The 14,349-nt window shown below is 73.1% G+C and carries 16 protein-coding genes; 6 read left to right on the top strand and 10 right to left on the bottom strand.

Annotation, left to right across the window (positions count from 1 at the left end):
- Positions 1-164 precede the first annotated feature (164 nt).
- Together DMB66_RS23735 and DMB66_RS23740 are read right to left on the bottom strand one after the other, a co-directional pair.
- Positions 165-1,256, bottom strand: a complete 1,092-nt coding sequence (locus tag DMB66_RS23735; RefSeq protein ID WP_125806324.1) for a HAMP domain-containing sensor histidine kinase — start codon at positions 1,254-1,256, stop codon at positions 165-167.
- The gene (locus DMB66_RS23740) at positions 1,253-1,915 is read right to left on the bottom strand and encodes a response regulator transcription factor (RefSeq protein ID WP_125806325.1); all 663 of its coding nucleotides are present in this window, start codon (positions 1,913-1,915) and stop codon (positions 1,253-1,255) included. Before DMB66_RS23740 ends, DMB66_RS23735 begins: the two co-directional genes overlap by 4 nt.
- An 86-nt stretch (positions 1,916-2,001) precedes the next feature.
- Between DMB66_RS23740 and DMB66_RS23745 the strand changes: the two genes are divergently transcribed.
- From DMB66_RS23745 to DMB66_RS23755, 3 genes are read left to right on the top strand one after another with little or no spacing between them, the layout of a single operon-like run.
- Positions 2,002-2,748 carry an ABC transporter ATP-binding protein gene (locus DMB66_RS23745; RefSeq protein ID WP_125806326.1) on the top strand — a complete coding sequence of 249 codons (747 nt, stop codon included), beginning with the start codon at positions 2,002-2,004 and terminating at the stop codon, positions 2,746-2,748.
- Positions 2,745-4,283, top strand: a complete 1,539-nt coding sequence (locus DMB66_RS23750) for an ABC transporter permease (protein WP_125806327.1) — start codon at positions 2,745-2,747, stop codon at positions 4,281-4,283. Before DMB66_RS23745 ends, DMB66_RS23750 begins: the two co-directional genes overlap by 4 nt.
- Positions 4,280-5,020, top strand: a complete 741-nt coding sequence (locus DMB66_RS23755; RefSeq protein ID WP_125806328.1) for an ABC transporter permease — start codon at positions 4,280-4,282, stop codon at positions 5,018-5,020. Before DMB66_RS23750 ends, DMB66_RS23755 begins: the two co-directional genes overlap by 4 nt.
- Here DMB66_RS23755 and DMB66_RS23760 read toward each other — a convergent pair.
- The gene (locus DMB66_RS23760) at positions 5,017-5,823 is read right to left on the bottom strand and encodes a sugar nucleotide-binding protein (protein ID WP_125806329.1); all 807 of its coding nucleotides are present in this window, start codon (positions 5,821-5,823) and stop codon (positions 5,017-5,019) included. The genes DMB66_RS23755 and DMB66_RS23760 overlap by 4 nt on opposite strands.
- The gene (gene aspS, locus DMB66_RS23765; protein WP_125806330.1) at positions 5,823-7,598 is read right to left on the bottom strand and encodes an aspartate--tRNA ligase; all 1,776 of its coding nucleotides are present in this window, start codon (positions 7,596-7,598) and stop codon (positions 5,823-5,825) included. Before aspS ends, DMB66_RS23760 begins: the two co-directional genes overlap by 1 nt.
- Before the next feature lie 110 nt (positions 7,599-7,708).
- Here aspS and DMB66_RS23770 point away from each other — a divergent pair, with 110 nt between their 5' ends.
- Complete coding sequence (locus DMB66_RS23770; RefSeq protein WP_125806331.1) at positions 7,709-8,764, top strand: Lrp/AsnC family transcriptional regulator; 1,056 nt, start codon at positions 7,709-7,711, stop codon at positions 8,762-8,764.
- Here DMB66_RS23770 and DMB66_RS23775 read toward each other — a convergent pair.
- The 6 genes from DMB66_RS23775 to DMB66_RS63965 form a co-directional block, all read right to left on the bottom strand.
- Entirely contained in the window at positions 8,723-10,285 is a 1,563-nt protein-coding gene (locus tag DMB66_RS23775; protein ID WP_125806332.1) for an MFS transporter, read from the bottom strand. The genes DMB66_RS23770 and DMB66_RS23775 overlap by 42 nt on opposite strands.
- 130 nt (positions 10,286-10,415) lie before the next feature.
- Positions 10,416-11,183, bottom strand: coding sequence for a 2-phosphosulfolactate phosphatase (locus DMB66_RS23780; RefSeq protein ID WP_125806333.1), 768 nt, complete (start codon positions 11,181-11,183; stop codon positions 10,416-10,418).
- 197 nt (positions 11,184-11,380) lie between these two features.
- Positions 11,381-12,346, bottom strand: a complete 966-nt coding sequence (locus DMB66_RS23785; RefSeq protein WP_125806334.1) for a hypothetical protein — start codon at positions 12,344-12,346, stop codon at positions 11,381-11,383.
- Positions 12,343-12,690 (bottom strand): hypothetical protein, encoded by a 348-nt coding sequence (locus tag DMB66_RS23790; RefSeq protein ID WP_125806335.1) that lies wholly within the window; start codon positions 12,688-12,690, stop codon positions 12,343-12,345. Before DMB66_RS23790 ends, DMB66_RS23785 begins: the two co-directional genes overlap by 4 nt.
- Positions 12,691-12,754: 64 nt before the next feature.
- On the bottom strand, positions 12,755-13,267 hold the full coding sequence (locus tag DMB66_RS23795; protein ID WP_233624794.1) for a hemerythrin domain-containing protein: 513 nt from the start codon (positions 13,265-13,267) through the stop codon (positions 12,755-12,757).
- Between the two features lie 301 nt (positions 13,268-13,568).
- Positions 13,569-13,736, bottom strand: a complete 168-nt coding sequence (locus DMB66_RS63965) for a transposase family protein (protein ID WP_233624795.1) — start codon at positions 13,734-13,736, stop codon at positions 13,569-13,571.
- A gap of 31 nt (positions 13,737-13,767) precedes the next feature.
- Here DMB66_RS63965 and DMB66_RS65285 point away from each other — a divergent pair, with 31 nt between their 5' ends.
- Entirely contained in the window at positions 13,768-13,899 is a 132-nt protein-coding gene (locus tag DMB66_RS65285; protein ID WP_255440893.1) for a hypothetical protein, read from the top strand.
- A gap of 27 nt (positions 13,900-13,926) precedes the next feature.
- Positions 13,927-14,058: a hypothetical protein gene (locus DMB66_RS65290; RefSeq protein ID WP_255440894.1), complete on the top strand. Its 132-nt coding sequence runs from the start codon at positions 13,927-13,929 to the stop codon at positions 14,056-14,058.
- Positions 14,059-14,349: the final 291 nt, after the last annotated feature.

Below are 14,349 nucleotides of genomic sequence, written 5' to 3' on the forward strand. Positions count from 1 at the left end.
TGTGGGGTCGACAAGCGGCAGACTGCGAATCGGACGCGAACACCGGTGGGCGCGCCGTCGCTGCCGCTGATCGTATCCACGCCAACACGGATAGTGATAGATCATCGATCAAGAGAAATCTTCATGGATGAGCCACGCCACAAGGCAATCCGGGGCGAACCCATCTACAGTGGATCGCCGTCGGGTCCGCCGAAGCACACCTCGATGACCAGACCGCCCTCGGACGGCGCCACCGGGGTGAGCGTCGCGCCGTGCGCGGTCGTGATCGCGCGGACGATGGCCAGCCCCAGACCGTGGCCGCCGGTGTTGCCGAGGCGCTGGGCGCCGAGCCGCTGGAACGGCTGGAAGAGCCGGTCCAGCTCGGCCGGCGGGATGACCGCTCCGGTGTTGCTGACCCTCAGGGTGGCCCGGCCGTCGACGGTCACGGTGGTGAGCGCGACGCTGCCGCCGGGGACGTTGTGCCGCAGCGCGTTGTCCAGCAGGTTCGCGACCAGGCTCTCGACCAGGCTCGGGTCGCCGGTCGCCGGGGCCGCCCCGAGGGACACCCGCACCTCGACGCCGCGGCGCCGGGCCTCCTCCTCGCGGGTGGCCAGCACGGCGCCGGCCACCCGGGCGAGGTCGAACGGCTCCCGGTGCTCGACGCCCTGCTCGCCGGTCGCCAGGGCCAGCAGCGCGCCGACCAGCCGTTCCTGCGCGGCGCCCAGATCGAGCACGTCCTGGCAGACGGCCCGCAGGCTCGCCAGCGTGATGCCGGGATCGGCGAGGGCCACCTGCAGCAACGCCCGCTGCGCCGTCAACGGCGTCCGCAACTCGTGCGAGGCGTTGGCGACGAAGTCGCGCTGGGAGGTGAACGACGACTCCAGGCGGGCGAACAGGTCGTCCAGGGTCGCGGCCAGCTCGGTGAACTCGTCGTCGCGCCCGGTGCGGCCGAGCCGGCGGTGCAGGTTGCGGGCGGAGATGTCCCGGGCGGTCGCGGTGATGGCGCGCAGCGGGCGCAGGAACCGGCCCGCGATCAGCCAGCCCAGCACGAGCGCGAGCACGCCCATCGCCGCCAGGCCCAGCGCCGAGGCGGTGAGCAGGCGCGCCAGGTCCGGACCCGGTTCGGGGGGAGCCGGCCCGGTGCCGATCTGGACGCCCACCGGGCTGCTCTCGCGACCCTGCAGGATCGGGATGCTGAGCAGGAACGCGCCGGAGACCAGGAACGGCACCGCGTACAGCAGGGTGAGCTGGGTGCGCAGCCGGCGCCGGGCGCTCACACGTCGCCGATCCGGTAGCCGGCCTCGCGGACCGTGTGCACGACCGGCGGGTCACCGAGCTTGGCGCGCAACCGCCGGATCGTCGTCTTCACCACCGTCGTGAACGGGTCGGCCGCCTCGTCCCAGACCCGTTCCAGCAGCTCCTCCGCCGGCACCAGCCGGCCCTGCGCGGCGAGCAGGCACTCCAGCACGGCGAACTCCTTCGCGCTCAGCTCCAGCCGGCGACCGCCGCGGGTCGCCACCCGCAGGCTCGGGTCGAGCGTGACCTCGCCGCTTGTCAGGATCGGCGGCAGCGCGGTGGCCGGCCGGCGGGCCAGCGCCCGGATCCGGGCCACGAGCTCGGCGAAGTCGAACGGCTTGGGCAGGTAATCGTCGGCGCCCAGGCCCAGCCCGGCGACCCGCTGCCCGACCGCGGCGGCCGCGGTCAGCATCAGCACCCGGCTGCCCGAGTCGCCCGCGACGATCTGCCGGCACACCTCGTCGCCGTGCACGCCGGGCAGGTCGCGGTCCAGCACGACCACGTCGTAGCGGGTGACGGCGAGATGCTCCAGCGCGTCCGGGCCGTCCAGCACCACGTCGACGGCCATGCCCTCGCGGCGCAGCCCGGTGCCCAGGGTGCGGGCCAGGATCTCGAAGTCTTCCACGACCAGCACGCGCATGCCCCCACGATGCCAGCTGCCGGGTGGCAGTGGGGTGTCAGCCGGCGGCACCGTGGCGACACCCGCCGCCGCGTAGACACCACGGCATGAACGAGACCACCATTGTCGTCAACGGCCTGCGTAAACGCTTCGGGCCGACCCTCGCGCTGGACGGGATGTCCTTCGCCGTCGAGCCCGGGCAGGTCACCGGCTTCGTCGGCCCGAACGGCGCCGGCAAGTCCACCACCATGCGGGTGATCCTGGGCCTCGACGCCCCGGACGCCGGGACCGCGCTCGTCGGCGGACGGCCGTACCGCAGCCTGCCCAGCCCGTTGCGCGTCGTCGGCTCCCTGCTCGACGCCGGGGCGCTGCAGCCGGGCCGCACGGCCCGCAACCACCTGCTCTGGCTCGCCCACTCGCAGGGCCTGACCGGGGCACGCGTCGACGCGGCGCTGGAGCAGGCGGGGCTGACCGCGGTGGCCCGGCGGCGCGCCGGCGGCTTCTCGCTCGGCATGCGCCAGCGGCTCGGGATCGCGGCGGCGATGCTCGGTGACCCGCCGGCGCTGATGCTGGACGAGCCGTTCAACGGGATGGATCCCGAGGGCATCGTCTGGATCCGCGGCTTCCTGCGCGGGCTGGCCGCCGAGGGCCGCGCGGTGCTGCTCTCCACCCACCTGATGAGCGAGTTGCAGGGCACCGCCGACCACGTGGTCGTGGTCGGCCGCGGCCGGGTGCTCGCCGACCAGACGATGCCGGAGCTGCTGGCCCGGCACGGGAGCCTGGAACAGGCCTACCTCGAGCTGACCCACCACGCGGTCGAGTTCCGGGCCGAGTCGCCGGAGGCGTCGCGATGAGGGCGGTGCTGCACGCCGAATGGACCAAGCTGCGGACCGTGCGCGGCTGGGTGGTCGCGCTGGCCTGCGCGGCGGCGGCGGTGGTCGGGCTGGGATTGCTCACCGGCGGGCAGGGCTCCTGCGGGCGCAACGGCCCGCAGCCGGAGTGCGTGCTGCCGGTCGGGCCGGAGGGCCAGGAGGTGACCGACCACTTCGCCTTCGTGCACCGGTCGCTGACCGGGGACGGGAGCATCACCGTACGGCTGAACGGCCTCACCGGGACGCTGCCGGCGAAGCCGGGCATGGGCGGTCCGGACCCGGCCGACGGCACGCCGCAGGTCGCCGAGCGCGGCCCGGGAGACGGCCGGCCCGGGCTCGCACCGTGGGCCAAGGGCGGGCTGATCATCAAGGACGGCACCCGGCCGGGCTCGACGTATGCCGCGATCATGATGACCGGCGCGCACGGCGTCCGGATGCAGCACGACTACGTGCACGACAAGGCCGGGCAGCCCGGTCCCGCCAGCACGCCGCGCTGGCTGCGGCTCACCCGCGCCGGGGAGACGATCACCGGCGAGGAGTCGGCCGACGGTACGACGTGGACGGTCGTGGACAAGGTGCGGCTGCCCGGACTCCCCGCCACGGTCGAGGCCGGCACCTTCGCGACGTCACCGCAGTTCACCTGGATCCTCGGCGGCGGACGCGGGGTCAGCGGCGCGATGGGCGGCCCCAGCGAGGTCACCGCGGCCTTCGACAGCCTCGGCCAGCAGGGCACCTGGTCCGGCGCGACGTGGACCCGCAGCACGGTCGGCGGCGACGCGGAGCCCTCGCGCCCCGAGCAGACCTCCGCGAGCTTCGACGTGACGGGCAGCGGCGACATCGCCCCGGCCGTCTCCGGCATCTCCGGCATCGGCACCACGATCAGCCAGACCCTGGCCGGCACGTTCGCCGGCCTGATCCTCGTGGTGGTCGTCGCCACGATGACGATGACCGCCGAGTACCGGCGCGGGCTGATCCGCACCACGGTGGCCGCCGTCCCGCGCCGCGCCCGGATCCTGCTCGCCAAGGCCGCTGTCATCGGCGCGGCGACCTTCGCGCTCGGCGTGCTGGCGGCGGCGATAGTGATCTTCTTCGGTCAGCAGGTGCTGCAGGCGAGCGGCGTGTACCTGCATCCGTCCACCATCGGCACCCAGGTGCGCCTGGTCGCGGGCACCGGGCTCCTGCTGGCCGGCGCGGCGGTGCTGGCCCTCGCGCTGGGCGCGCTGCTGCGGCGCGGGCTGACCGCCGTCGTCGCCGGGATCGTGGTGATCGTGCTGCCGTACCTGCTGGCCATGACGGTCCTGCCGCCGGAGCCGGCGCAGTGGCTGCTGCGGGTCACCCCCGCGGCCGCGTTCGCCGTGCAGCAGAGCGCGGTGAGCTATCCGCAGGTCGACGACTATCCCGTCCCGGTGAACGGCTACTTCCCGCTGCCGCCGTGGGCGGGTCTCGCCGTCCTCGCCGGCTGGGCGGCACTCGCCCTGGGCCTGGCCGTCCTCTCGCTGCGGCGGCGGGACGCATGAGGCGCGCGCTGCACGCGGAGTGGACCAAGCTGCGCACCACGCCGGGTACGAGTCTGCTGCTGCTCGCCGTCGTCGCGGCGACGGTGGGAATCGGCGTCCTGGCGGCTGCGGCCACCGACTGCCCGGCCGGGATCTGCGCCGTCGATCCCGCGAAGATCACGCTCACCGGGGTCCAGCTCGGCCAGGCAGTCGTCGCCGTCCTGGCGGTGCAGGTGATCGGCGCCGAGTACAGCACCGGCATGATCCACGCCAGCCTCGCCGCGGTGCCGCGCCGGCTCACCGTCCTGGCCGCGAAGGCGCTCGTGCTCACCGCGGTGGTGACGGCCGCCGCCACGGCCGGCGTGGCCGGCTCGCTGGTGGCCGGCAACCGCCTGCTGCCGCTGGCGGTCACCGACGCCGCGGTGCTGCGGGCGGCCGCGGGATCCGTGCTCTACCTGATCCTGATCGGTCTGCTCGCCCTCGGCGTGACGACCGCGGTCCGCACTCCGGCGACCGCCGCCGGCGTGGTCCTGGGCCTGCTGTACGTCTTCCCGATCATCGGGCTGGCCGCCACCGACCCGGCCTTCCGGCGGCACCTGGAGCAGATCGGCCCGATGGCCGCCGGGCTGGCGATCCAGGCCACCACCGGCCTGGACGACCTGCCGATCAGCCCGTGGCACGGGCTCGCGGTGCTCGGCGCGTGGGCCGCCGCGGCGCTGCTCGCCGGCGGGCTGCTGCTGCGGCTACGCGACGCTTAGCCGAAGACCTCGCCGACACCGCGCAGCGGCGTCTTGAGCAGGCCGGCGGCCCGGGTGCTGTCCAGCCGGATCTCGGCGGGGCGGGCACCCATGCCGCCCTCGGCGACCGTGCACACCGGCACGGTCGCCGGGTCCAGGCCGTACCGGGCCGCCACCAGGCGGCCGAGCTCCGCGCGGGTCACCACCTGCGGGCCGGCGACGTTGATCAGGCCGGCGTAGTCGGTGGCCGCGAGCTCCAGGATCGCCGCGGCCAGGTCGGTCGCGTCGATCGGGCAGCGGACCTCGTCGGTGAACAGCGCGCCCCGGGCCCGGCCGGTGGCGAGATTCAGGGCCAGCTGGACCTGCTTGCTGCGCTCGTCGCCGACGATCAGCGAGGTGCGGACCAGGACCGCCGCCGGGTCGATCGCGGCGACGGCCGTCTCGGCCGCCGCCTTGGCCGCGCCGTACGGGTAGATCGGGGTCGGCACCGCGTCATCGGGGTACGGCTCGGGACGGCCACCGTGGAGCGCGTCGGAGGAGACGTGCACGAGCCGCGCCCCGGCCCCGGCCGCCGCGTGGGCCACGTGGGCGGCACCGTCGGCACAGATCGTCCAGCTGTCCGCCCGGTATGCCGTGTTGACCACGACGTCCGGCCGTACCCGGGAGACGAGCGCGCGGACCGCCTCCCGGTCGGTGATGTCCAGCCGGGACCAGCCGTGGGTGCCGGTGGTGGAGGTGCCGACGACCTCCGCGCCGGCCGCCGACGCCAGCCGGGCCACCTCGCCGCCGAGGTGACCGCTGGCGCCGACGATCAGCGTCCGCATCAGTTCGCGGGCTCCACCGGAACTGCCGCGGGCTTCGGCTTGAAATCGATGCCGGCCTCCAGCCGCTGCTGGGCGGTGATCGGCGTCGGCGCGGTCGTCAGCGGGTCGAAGCCGCCGCGGGTCTTCGGGAACGCGATGACCTCACGGATCGACTCGTTGCCGGAGAGCAGCATGCAGGTGCGGTCCCAGCCGAGCGCGATGCCGGCGTGCGGCGGCGGGCCGTACTTGAAGGCCTCCAGCAGGAAGCCGAACTTGTCCTGGGCCTCCTCGGGCGAGATGCCGAGCAGGTCGAAGACCCGGCTCTGCACGTCGCCGCGGTGGATACGGACGCTGCCGCCGCCGATCTCGTTGCCGTTGACGACGATGTCGTACGCGTAGGCCAGCGCCTGGTCGGGCGCCTCCTCGAAGCGGTCCAGCCACTCGTCGTTGGGCGAGGTGAACGGGTGGTGCACGGCCGTCCAGCCGCCGTCGTCGGTCTTTTCGAACATCGGCGCGTCGACGACCCAGCAGAACGCCCAGGTCGACTCGTCGATCAGCCCGGACCGCTTGGCGATCTCGATGCGGGCCGCGCCGAGCAGCTCCTGGGCCTCGCGGCGCTCGGTCGCGGCGGCGAAGAACACCGCGTCGCCCGGCTTCGCGCCGACCACGTCGCCGAGCCCGGCCAGGTGCGCCTCGGACAGGTTCTTGGCGACCGGGCCGCGGGCGGCGCCCGTCTCGGCGTCCAGCACCACATAGGCCAGGCCGCGGGCGCCGCGCGCCTTGGCCCAGTCCTGCCAGCCGTCCAGCTCCTTGCGGGTCTGCGACGCGCCGCCCGGCATGACGACCGCGCCGACGTAGCCGCCGGCGTCGATCGCGCCGGCGAACACCCGGAACTCGGTGCCGCGCAGGTATTCGGTCAGCTCGGTCAGCTCGACGCCGTACCGCAGGTCGGGCTTGTCGGAGCCGTACCGGTTCATCGCGTCGGTCCAGGTGATCCGCGGGATCGGCGTCTGGACGGCGTAGCCGGCGAGCTCGCCCCACAGCTTGACGACGATCTCCTCGCCCAGGGCGATGATGTCGTCCTGGGTCACGAAGGACATCTCGATGTCGAGCTGGGTGAACTCCGGCTGCCGGTCGGCGCGGAAGTCCTCGTCGCGGTAGCAGCGGGCGATCTGGTAATAGCGCTCCATGCCGGCGACCATCAGCAGCTGCTTGAACAGCTGCGGCGACTGCGGCAGGGCATACCAGGTGCCGGGCTGCAGGCGGACCGGGACCAGGAAGTCGCGGGCGCCCTCGGGCGTCGACCGGGTCAGGGTCGGCGTCTCGATCTCGTGGAAGTCGCGGGCGTGCAGGATCTCGCGGGCGATCTGGTTGGCCCGGCTGCGCAGCTTCAGCGCGTTCGCCGGGCCGCTGCGCCGCAGGTCCAGGTAGCGGTACTTCAGGCGGAGATCGTCGGAGGCGGTGATGGTGTCGTCGACGGGCAGCGGCAGCGGCGCGGCCTCGGAGAGCACGACGAGCTCGCTCGCGGTGACCTCGACGGCACCGGTGGGCAGGTCGGGATTCTCATTGCCGGCCGGGCGCAGGGTGACCTCGCCGGTGACCTTCACGCAGAACTCGTTGCGCAACGCGTGTGCGTCCTCCTCGCGGAAGACCACCTGGACGACGCCTGAGGCGTCGCGCAGGTCGACGAAGATGACGCCTCCGTGGTCGCGGCGGCGGGCGACCCACCCGGCGAGCGTCACCGTCTGACCGGCGTGGCTCGCGCGCAAGCTGCCGGAGTCATGGGTACGGATCACGGAAACGTCTCCTCACAGGGGTTCACGGGGCGCATCCGACATTGTGTCAGCTCCGCCGCCCGCACCCGGGCACCGGGGCTGGAGCCGGGAACGCACGTAATATTCCTCACGTGGTAGCGCGCAGTGCGGTGGAATCCGCCGTCCTCGACCGGCTCGACCGACAGATCCTCCAGGGACTGCGGCTCGCGCCCCGGGTTCCGTTCGCCAGGCTGGCGGCCGTGCTGGGGGTGTCCGAGCAGACCGTCGCCCGGCGGTACCAGCGGATGCGCACCGGGGGCCTGTTGCGGGTCTTCGGGCAGGCGAACCCGGAACGGCTGCCGGACACCACCTTCTGGGCGCTGCGGATCTACTGCCGCCCGGGCACCGCCACGACGACGGCGCAGGCGCTGGCCCGGCGCACCGACACGAGCTGGGTGACGATCGGGGCCGGGGGCGTCGAGCTGTCCTGCGCGGTCCAGGTGGCCCAGGACCGCGACGGCCGTGACGGGGGACTGCTGCACCACCTGCCCCGGGCGGCCAACGTGCTCTCCCTGAGCGCCCACCAGGTGCTGCACCGCTTCGTGGGCCGCGGCGAGACGGACTGGATCGCCGGCGATGACCAGCTCGGCGCCGACCAGCGTGAGCTGCTGCTGGACGGGGCCGACCCCGGGGTACGGGCAAGTGCCGACCAGCGGCCGGGCGCCGGGGACGACGCCCGGGTGGAGCCCGGGGACCGGGCGCTGCTCGCCGCGCTGGCCGCCGACGGCCGGGCCGGCTATGCCGCGCTGGCCACCGCCACCGGCTGGACCCAGCGCAAGGTCGCCCTGCGGCTGTCCGCGCTGATCGCCGCCGGCGCGGTCTACTTCGACACCGAGGTGGCGGCGACGCTGATGGGCTTCCGGGCGGCGGCCAACCTGTGGCTCACCGTGGCGCCGGCCGACCTGGCGGTGGTCGGCGCCCGGATCGCCGACCACCGCCAGCTCGTCTGGGCGGCGGCGGTCACCGGCATCGCCACCATCGCCGCGACCGCGCTGTGCCGCGACGCCGAGGAGTTGTACCGCTACCTGACCACCGAGGTGGCCGCCATCCCCGAGATCCGCACCTGCGAGACCGTGCCGGTGCGGAACAGGGTCAAGCACGCCGTCTCACTCGTGGACGGCGGCGTGCTCGGCGGGCCGGTCATCTGAGCTCACCCGCGGCGGAGAACCCGGGCGAGTTCGTTCCGAGCGCGCCGGGGCCGCGGGCCGCACCAGGATCAGCACCGCGATCCCGCCGAGCAGGCCCACCCCGGCCGAGACCAGGAAGCCCGCGTCCAGCCCGGCCACCGCCGCGCCGTGCAGGGCCCGGTCGACCGTGTCGCGCAGCCCGCCCGGCAGCGCCGCCAGGATGCGGCCGGCCTGCCCGGCGGCGAGGGCGTGCGCGGTCTGCTCCGGCTCCGGGGCGCCCTGGGCACCGAGGTGGTCCTCGGCGCGAGCGGCGAAGACGGTGCCGAGCACCGCGATGCCGATCGCGAAGCCGAGCTGCCGGGCCGTGGTGACGGCGCCGCCGGCCATCCCGCCGCGGTGCGCCGGGACCGAGCCCATGGCCGACTCCGCGAGGGTGGGCATGGCCAGGCCGACGCCGGCGCCGATCACCGCGTAGCCGGCGATCAGGGCGGGCCAGCTCGACTGCGCGCCCAGCAGCAGCGCGCACAGGGCGCCACCCAGGCCGATCAGCAGCATCCCGCCGCCGATCAGCAGCCGCGGCGACCGGCCGTGCAGCTTCGCGCCCACGACGCCGGAGACGATCACCGACACGATCGACATCGGCAGCCCGGTCAGGCCGGCCCGCAGGGGCGAAAGGCCGATGACTGTCTGCAGCCAGATCGAGGTGTAGGTGAAGGCCGCGAAGGCAGCGAAGTTCACCAGCAGCGCCGCCACCAGGATGCCGACGAACGAGCGGTTGCGCAGCAGGGCCAGGTCCAGCATCGCGTCCGGGCTGCGCCGCTCCACCAGCACGAACGACACCAGGCCGAGCCCGCTGAGCAGCAGCAGACCCCAGGTCTGCGCCGAGCCCCAGCCCACGGTGGTGGCCCGGATGACGGCCAGCGTCAGGGCGCCCGCCGCGACGGTGAAGGTGACCGTGCCGGCCAGGTCGAAGCGACCCCGGCGCACTGCCTGGTCGGCGGCCAGCACGGTGCCGCACAGCACCAGCGCGGCGACGCTCACCGGCAGGTTGACCAGGAAGATCCACCGCCAGCTCAGCGCCTCGGTGAGCAGGCCGCCGAGGATCGGGCCGATCGCGGCGGCCGCACCGGACACGCCGCCCCAGACGCCGTACGCCACGCCCCGGGCGCGACCCTGATATGCGCTGTTGAGCAGCGCGAACGTGGTGGTGAACATGGCCGCGGCGCCGATGCCCTGCACCACCCGCCCGGCGATCAGCGTGCGGTCGTCGCCGGCGACACCGCAGGCGAGCGAGGACAGCGCGAAGAGGATCAGACCGCCGATGTAGAGCCGGCGGTGCCCGAGCCGGTCGGCGAGCGCGCCGGCGCCGAGCAGCAGCACGGCGAGGGACAGCGCGTAGCCGTCCACCACCCACTGCAGCGAGCTGAACGACGTGCCGAGATCGACCGCCATCTCCGGCAGTGCGACGTTCACAATGGTGACGTCGACGAGCAGCATGAAAGTACCGAGGCACACCGCGACCAGCGGCCACCATTTCCGCATGGGATTCTCCTGACTCAACGTGGTCACCCCACCGTCCACCGGCGCGGCACCGATCCGCCAGCCAAGTCGCTCTTGGCGTAGAGATCCCACGCATGTCGACCATGCGAGGCCAGAAACCTCCCTGTGGGCGCTAAAAGGAAGGAGAATCCGCCACGAACCATCCGTCGGTCAGGACCGGCACTGCCGGGTCGGCGACCGGCCGCGTCGCGACCGCGACATCCTCGGGAAAGCCGTGCGCGTGCAACTCCCGCCCGGAGGCGCAGGCGCGCAGGGCGGTCGCCAGGTCGTCTGCGACGCTCCGGTACGCCGCCAGCGCCGTACCGGCCTCGACGGAGAGATCGCCGGCTCCCCGCCGTACCAATGCCTCAATGAGCGCCCCCGCGCCCCACAGGTCCTCGACCGCGGGCCGCAACGAACCGTCCGGCCAGCGCTCCCCCGCCGCGACGACCGCGACCGCGTCCCCCGCACCCAGCCGGCGCACGATGCTCGCCGCGGCCGCATCCGCGTTGCGCAGCGAGACCCCCACCACGGTCGCGCCCGCCTCGGCGAGCCGGGCCGAGATCGTCGCGCCGTTCGGCGAGGGCAGCACGAGGCGCTCGATCCCCGAGCTACGCAGAATGCTGTCCGGCGACAGACTCACCTGGCCCGGCCGCTCGACCTGCTCACGCCCGACGGCAAGCACGGCGTCATGCTCGCGGGCGACCCGGCCGGCAGAATCGTCACGCCACCGGTACGGCATGACCGCGATCCCCCGCTCGACGGCGACAGTCAGCGCGGTGGTGAAGGAGAGCACATCAACCACGGCGACCAGCGCGGCACCGGGCCCGACGGCATCCGCGCCGACCGGGCCCCAGTCAAACCGGATCCGGCAGCCGGCCTGTGTCCAAGCACCATTCACACCGGCGATTGTGCCCCCTCGCCACCCGTCAAGCTTTGACACTCGGCTTCGCTGACCGTCGCGGCTTTGGCACCCGGCTTCGCCGACCGGTCGCGGCCTTGACACCCGGCTTCGCCGACCGGTCGCGGCCTTGACACCCGGCTTCGCCGACCGGTCGCGGCCTTGACACCCGGCTTCGCCGACCGGTCGCGGCTTCGTCACTCGTCGAGTTGGTGCAGTTCCGCTTCGACGGCGTCGTGCCGGGTTCTGCGGTAGCTGCCGGCCTCCGGCCTCGGGCCGAGGGCCACCGTCCGGTCGATGACCGCGTAGGTGATCCGGTAGAGCACCACCTGGATCGCCGCCTCCCGCCAGTCGGCCGCCCGCCGGGGAGCCGGCCGGTATCCGAGCCGGTTGGTGAACCACGACGGGAACAGTTCGCAGTCCGCCACGGCGGCATCGATCCGGTCCCGGACGTGCGCGGCGAGCCCGTCCGCGGCCGCGACCCCCGGGTGCGCCTGGTACGCCTGCTGCTGAGTGGCGTCGACACGCAGGTCACGCTCGGCCGCGTCCCGTTCCACTCGCGCCGCCGCAACCTCGCCCTCCTGTACCCCCAGCAGCGCACGCTCCGACCGGTAGGCGGCGGCCGCCCGGCGGAACGTCCACCCGCCCGCCTTGCCGACGGCGAGCTTCCGGCTGGCGGCCACCGCCCGTTGCCGCGTCTCCGCCAGCGTGCGCTCGCGGCGCTCGAAGGCGTCGATCCCGGCTTGGCAGGCCGCGCGGGCGTCGTCGGACAGCATTGTGGACCGGATCCGCTCGGCCTGCCGCACGTCCTCGACCAGCGGCCCGAGCTCGGCCGGGACGCTGTCGAGATCAACCGGAACCTCGCCCCGCTGCCGGCGGAACAGCCCCTCCAGCAGCTGCAGTTCCTGCTCGATCCGGCCCACCCGCAGCCCCGATTCGTCCAGTTTGCGCTGGACCTGCCGGCGCAACTCGGCCTGGTCGGTGACGAGCGCACCCACGCGCTCGTCGATGGCATCAAGCCGCGTGGCGATCTCCTGGGCACGCTTCTCCGCGGCCTTGCCGATCCGCCGGATGTCCTCGCGCAGCTTGCTGTCGCTGCTGCGAAACTCGTTGCGCAGCCCGGCGGCGACCCGCGCGATGTCACCGGAGCTGTCGGGGCTCATCGGCCGGTCCCGGGCGCGGGAGTGATAAGCCAGAGAACGACCGCCGCGGCGAGCACGATCAGCACGGCAAGCAACGCGTACGCCGGCAGCACGCCGACCGCGACCAGAACGGCCCCGACGGCGGCGACGCCGAGCAGCCCGAACACCCCCACCAGCCGGCGGCGCGCGGCATCGGCCGCCATGCCGTCGACCACCTCCATCAGCTCGTCGGTGGCGGCGAGCAGCGGATCGAGGTGCTCGGCGACATACGGCGGCTCCACGCCGAGTCCACCCAGCGCGTCGTGCCGGGCGCGAAGCTCCCGCTGCCGTTCGAGGAGCCGGTCCCGCCGCTCCGAAGCACCCATGCGAACCCCCAGCAGTCACGCAAAGCAATGCCCCTGACACCGAGCGCTAACGAAACTCTACGGCCTAGGCGGTGAGGCCGGTCAATCCCTCGGACGGGTCGATGGCGTTGAGCACGCCGACGAGCCGCTTCTCCTCACCGATAAAATGGGTCTCCAACACCGCGGCGAGCCCGTCCAACTCCTCCCGCACACCCTCGGCCCCGAGCCGCCCGGCCGCCTCGCGACCCGCGGCCCCCAGCCGCCCGGCCGCGTCGGGACGCGTGGCCCCGAGCCGGCCGGCCACGTCGCGCACCGCGGTCAGCAGGCCCGCGATCACCTGGTGGTCACGTTCCAGCTCGGCCAGAAAGGTGCGCAGTTCGGGATGGCGGGCGGCGAGCAGCGGGAACACCTCGGTGTCCTCACCGGTGTGGTGCCGGGTCACCGCGGCGCAGAACGCCAGGCAGTGCGTGCCCAACTCGGCCTCGGGGACGACACCCTCCCGAAGATCGGCCAGCATGTCGCGCAGGCCGATGTGGATCTCGATCAACTGGTTGCCATACGCCAGGAAGCGGGCATACTCGCTCGAAGTGCTCTCCACGGAAGATCCCATGGTCCGGCGCCTCCATGCCCACGGCTGTCTCTTCGCCGGGCGCACTGCGACGCTGCGGCAATCCGATCAGGCGCCGCCCGCCCACGTCAAGCCGCCGCTCGCGCGATCGACCGCGGCGCAATCAAGGGCCGGGCACCACCACCGGATCCCATCTCTTCCAACCTCGCTTTGCTCTGCTTCCCCATCGGAAACACCAGGATGGTCATTCAAAACCTGGTGCGGCGGTTCTGAAGATCTCCAGGGCGGTGACGGTGCGTAACACGTCGGGGAAGTCGGTCATGATCCGGTGCTAGCCGGTCTTGAGGATCTTCCAGTTCTTCAAGTGACTGATCGCGCGTTCAACGGCCGCGCGGAGTCGGTTGACGCTGTAGCTGTAGGCCTTCTGCTTGGTGGTCAACTCCCCGCCGGGAGGCTTCTTGGGTAGGGCGATCGGACCGGTGCCCTGGTAGCCGCCCATCGCCGATCATGCCTGGTCCGCCGAGAGCGAGGTGATCTACCCAGCGTTGCGCGATGCCGGAGATGAAGAACGCCGCCACGTCGTGACGAGCGCCGTTGACAGGCTCGCCCACGGCGGCGACCCAGCCGTCGAGATCGACGACGACCTGCACGTTCCGCCCTGACAGGTTTTTCTCGCCGGAGAACAGGCCATGGTAGTTCTCACGTTCGCCGACCGGGGCGACGAACCCGTCGACCAGCACACCCCTGCGGCCGGCCTGTCCGAGACCCTGATCGACCTCGGGTCGGGTGAGCCACCGCGGGATCGGCTGGATAGCGGGTGATCGTGGCCTGGGAACAGCCGAAAGCCTCGTCGGGCAGGTTGTGCCGGAGCCCGAACAACATCGCGCTGACCGCCGCGGGCAGGGGTAACTAACACGTGCGGACGTCCGATCGGCGGCTTCTCCCACTGTTCGCCGACGATCTCGCGGATCCTGCCGATCAGGTCGGCGAGCCGGCCGGTCGGGAGTCCTGTCATCTTTCGCAGCGCAGCGGCTGGCCCTCGATCAACTTCCTCACAAAAGATGATCTATAGGATCCCAGCCGCTGCGTCTACTCAGGACAGTCACCCAAGT

Source organism: Actinoplanes sp. ATCC 53533, assembly GCF_003947245.1.

What these genes read in the sequence shown, in the direction of transcription:
- DMB66_RS23740 (WP_125806325.1), bottom strand. Translation starts at nt 1,915, where the DNA reads ATGCGCGTGCTGGTCGTGGAAGACTTCGAGATCCTGGCCCGCACCCTG.
- DMB66_RS23745 (WP_125806326.1), top strand. Translation starts at nt 2,002, where the DNA reads ATGAACGAGACCACCATTGTCGTCAACGGCCTGCGTAAACGCTTCGGG.
- DMB66_RS23750 (WP_125806327.1), top strand. Translation starts at nt 2,745, where the DNA reads ATGAGGGCGGTGCTGCACGCCGAATGGACCAAGCTGCGGACCGTGCGC.
- DMB66_RS23755 (WP_125806328.1), top strand. Translation starts at nt 4,280, where the DNA reads ATGAGGCGCGCGCTGCACGCGGAGTGGACCAAGCTGCGCACCACGCCG.
- DMB66_RS23760 (WP_125806329.1), bottom strand. Translation starts at nt 5,823, where the DNA reads ATGCGGACGCTGATCGTCGGCGCCAGCGGTCACCTCGGCGGCGAGGTG.
- DMB66_RS23775 (WP_125806332.1), bottom strand. Translation starts at nt 10,285, where the DNA reads ATGCGGAAATGGTGGCCGCTGGTCGCGGTGTGCCTCGGTACTTTCATG.
- DMB66_RS23785 (WP_125806334.1), bottom strand. Translation starts at nt 12,346, where the DNA reads ATGAGCCCCGACAGCTCCGGTGACATCGCGCGGGTCGCCGCCGGGCTG.
- DMB66_RS23790 (WP_125806335.1), bottom strand. Translation starts at nt 12,690, where the DNA reads ATGGGTGCTTCGGAGCGGCGGGACCGGCTCCTCGAACGGCAGCGGGAG.
- DMB66_RS63965 (WP_233624795.1), bottom strand. Translation starts at nt 13,736, where the DNA reads ATGGGCGGCTACCAGGGCACCGGTCCGATCGCCCTACCCAAGAAGCCT.
- DMB66_RS65290 (WP_255440894.1), top strand. Translation starts at nt 13,927, where the DNA reads ATGGTAGTTCTCACGTTCGCCGACCGGGGCGACGAACCCGTCGACCAG.